Consider the following 3,353-nt stretch of genomic DNA (forward strand, 5'->3'; position numbering starts at 1 on the left):
TGACTGGGGGATTAGCTCAGCTGGGAGAGCACCTGCTTTGCAAGCAGGGGGTCGTCGGTTCGATCCCGTCATCCTCCACCAATCCTCAATGCGCAGCGTTCTGTGAATACACAGAGCGTTGTGCATTGGCGATTGAGCCAGTCAGTAGAGATACGTGGTTATAGCAACTGCGATATCGGCTGTCGTTCTTTAACAATCAGGAAGAAGTAGTAAAGAGATTCACGAAAGATCACTTAGAGATGGGTGATTGAGTAGGTGAATCAGGGTTGTGATTGTATCAATGTATGAAAAGGTGATCGAAAGATTGCTTTGGAATACGGCGCAACACGAATACTCAACCTGTAACGAGTGTGCAACGTGGCATTCCCTGTGAATGTCCCTGTCCCCTTCGGGGATGGGGCCGGAGTCAGCGCTAAAGCGCTAACTGCGGATCGACAAGACACACCCGTTATAGGGTCAAGCGAACAAGTGCATGTGGTGGATGCCTTGGCGATCACAGGCGATGAAGGACGCGGTAGCCTGCGAAAAGCTTCGGGGAGCTGGCAAACGAGCTTTGATCCGAAGATGTCCGAATGGGGAAACCCACTCCGAATGGAGTATCCATGACTGAATACATAGGTCATGAGAAGCGAACGCGGTGAACTGAAACATCTAAGTAACCGCAGGAAAAGAAATCAACCGAGATTCCCAGAGTAGTGGCGAGCGAAATGGGACCAGCCTGTACTCTTTATTCTTGTTGTTAGTCGAAGGCTCTGGAAAGTGCCGCCATAGCAGGTGATAGCCCTGTAGACGAAAACAGCGAGGAAGAACTGGGTGTACGACAAGTAGGGCGGGACACGTGAAATCCTGTCTGAAGATGGGGGGACCATCCTCCAAGGCTAAATACTCGTGATCGACCGATAGTGAACCAGTACCGTGAGGGAAAGGCGAAAAGAACCCCGGGAGGGGAGTGAAACAGATCCTGAAACCGCATGCATACAAACAGTCGGAGCCTCGCAAGGGGTGACGGCGTACCTTTTGTATAATGGGTCAGCGACTTACATTCAGTGGCGAGCTTAACCGATTAGGGCAGGCGTAGCGAAAGCGAGTCCGAACAGGGCGTCCAGTCGCTGGGTGTAGACCCGAAACCAGGTGATCTATCCATGGCCAGGATGAAGGTGCGGTAACACGTACTGGAGGTCCGAACCCACTAACGTTGAAAAGTTAGGGGATGAGCTGTGGATAGGGGTGAAAGGCTAAACAAACCTGGAAATAGCTGGTTCTCTCCGAAAACTATTTAGGTAGTGCCTCGTGTATCACCTTCGGGGGTAGAGCACTGTCATGGTTGTGGGGTCCATTGCGGATTACTACGCCATAGCAAACTCCGAATACCGAAGAGTGCAATCACGGGAGACAGACATCGGGTGCTAACGTCCGGTGTCAAGAGGGAAACAACCCAGACCGCCAGCTAAGGTCCCCAAATATTGCTAAGTGGGAAACGAAGTGGGAAGGCTAAAACAGTCAGGAGGTTGGCTTAGAAGCAGCCATCCTTTAAAGAAAGCGTAATAGCTCACTGATCGAGTCGTCCTGCGCGGAAGATGTAACGGGGCTAAGCAATATACCGAAGCTGCGGATGCATATTTATATGCATGGTAGGAGAGCGTTCCGTAAGCCTGCGAAGGTGCACTGGAAAGTGTGCTGGAGGTATCGGAAGTGCGAATGCTGACATGAGTAGCGATAAAGGGGGTGAAAGGCCCCCTCGCCGTAAGCCCAAGGTTTCCTACGCAACGTTCATCGGCGTAGGGTGAGTCGGCCCCTAAGGCGAGGCAGAAATGCGTAGCTGATGGGAAGCAGGTTAATATTCCTGCACCATTGTTGAATGCGATGGGGGGACGGATCGCGGAAGGTTGTCCGGGTGTTGGAAGTCCCGGTCCTTGCATTGGAGAAGGCGCTTTGGCAAATCCGGGCGCGGAATTCAAGGGTGCGAGGCCAGCAGCTTAGGCTGCGAAGCAATCGGAAGTGGTTCCAGGAAAAGCCTCTAAGCTTCAGTTCAACAGTGACCGTACCGCAAACCGACACAGGTGGGCGAGATGAGTATTCTAAGGCGCTTGAGAGAACTCGGGAGAAGGAACTCGGCAAATTGGTACCGTAACTTCGGGATAAGGTACGCCCCTGTAGCTTGATGCGCCTGCGCGCAGAGGGTGAAGGGGTTGCAATAAACTGGTGGCTGCGACTGTTTAATAAAAACACAGCACTCTGCAAACACGAAAGTGGACGTATAGGGTGTGACGCCTGCCCGGTGCCGGAAGATTAAATGATGGGGTGCAAGCTCCTGATTGAAGTCCCGGTAAACGGCGGCCGTAACTATAACGGTCCTAAGGTAGCGAAATTCCTTGTCGGGTAAGTTCCGACCTGCACGAATGGCGTAACGATGGCCACACTGTCTCCTCCCGAGACTCAGCGAAGTTGAAGTGTTTGTGATGATGCAATCTCCCCGCGGCTAGACGGAAAGACCCCATGAACCTTTACTGTAGCTTTGCATTGGACTTTGAACCGGTCTGTGTAGGATAGGTGGGAGGCTATGAAGCGTGGACGCCAGTCTGCGTGGAGCCAACCTTGAAATACCACCCTGATCTGTTTGAGGTTCTAACCTTGGCCCGTAATCCGGGTCGGGGACAGTGCATGGTAGGCAGTTTGACTGGGGCGGTCTCCTCCCAAAGTGTAACGGAGGAGTACGAAGGTACGCTAGGTACGGTCGGAAATCGTGCTGATAGTGCAATGGCATAAGCGTGCTTAACTGCGAGACCGACAAGTCGAGCAGGTGCGAAAGCAGGTCATAGTGATCCGGTGGTTCTGTATGGAAGGGCCATCGCTCAACGGATAAAAGGTACTCTGGGGATAACAGGCTGATACCGCCCAAGAGTTCATATCGACGGCGGTGTTTGGCACCTCGATGTCGGCTCATCTCATCCTGGGGCTGTAGCCGGTCCCAAGGGTATGGCTGTTCGCCATTTAAAGAGGTACGTGAGCTGGGTTTAAAACGTCGTGAGACAGTTTGGTCCCTATCTGCCGTGGGCGCTGGATATTTGAAGGGGGCTGCTCCTAGTACGAGAGGACCGGAGTGGACGAACCTCTGGTGTACCGGTTGTCACGCCAGTGGCATCGCCGGGTAGCTATGTTCGGAAGAGATAACCGCTGAAAGCATCTAAGCGGGAAACTCGCCTTAAGATGAGATATCCCCGGGGCTTCGAGCCCCTTGAAGGGTCGTTCAAGACCAGGACGTTGATAGGTCAGGTGTGTAAGCGCAGTAATGCGTTGAGCTAACTGATACTAATTGCCCGTAAGGCTTGATCCTATAACAGGTGTGTTTTGCG

The 3,353-nt window shown here is 52.7% G+C and carries 1 tRNA gene and 1 rRNA gene; both read left to right on the forward strand.

The features are described 5' to 3' along the window. Nucleotides 1–5: 5 nt before the first annotated feature. Nucleotides 6–81: transfer RNA gene (locus tag P0D89_RS51780), tRNA-Ala, on the forward strand. A gap of 373 nt (nucleotides 82–454) precedes the next feature. Beyond that, nucleotides 455–3,334 (forward strand): 23S ribosomal RNA (locus P0D89_RS51785). Nucleotides 3,335–3,353: the final 19 nt, after the last annotated feature.

This window comes from Paraburkholderia sp. RL18-085-BIA-A, assembly GCF_046027075.1.
GTDB lineage: Bacteria > Pseudomonadota > Gammaproteobacteria > Burkholderiales > Burkholderiaceae > Paraburkholderia.